Consider the following 613-nt stretch of genomic DNA (forward strand, 5'->3'; position numbering starts at 1 on the left):
CAAAGCTTGGTTATTCAATAGCAACACCTTCAATGGCAAGTTGTACTGATTACAGGTAGAAAGCTCTTGAATATTCATCTGAATAGAACCTTCACCCGTGACGCACACTACCTCCTCATCCGGGAAATTAAGCTTAATGCCCATTGCAGCAGGCAAGCCGAAGCCCATTGTTCCTAGACCACCAGAGTTAATCCAGCGATTAGGCTTGTTGAACTTATAATACTGCGCAGCGAACATCTGGTGTTGACCAACATCAGATGTCACGAATGCATTGCCCTGGGTAACTTTATAGAGCGCTTCAATAGCTTGCTGAGGTTTGATGCTGTCCTGAGTTGAAGGCTCATAACGACCGCCATGAAATTCACGCCACGAATTAATTTTTTCCCACCACGCAGCGATTGCTTCCTGATCAGGCGAACCAGCCAACTCATCAAGCGTTGCATGCAAATCTTTAAGCACCGAGCCAACCGGACCGACGATTGGCACATCAACCTTGATGGTTTTCGAAATATTTGCTGGATCGATATCAACGTGAACGATACGAGCACCCGGGCAGAATTTATCCGTACCATTGGTCACTCGATCATCAAAACGCGCCCCTATGGAGACAACC

Annotated in this window: 1 protein-coding gene; it reads right to left on the minus strand. The window is 46.8% G+C overall.

The genetic code is table 11. The annotated features are described in order from the left end of the window. Positions 1–613, minus strand: a 613-nt coding sequence (locus tag A3751_RS20820; protein ID WP_231876953.1) for a thiamine pyrophosphate-dependent enzyme, incomplete at both ends; no start/stop codon positions are given.

The organism is Oleiphilus sp. HI0080 (assembly GCF_001635135.1).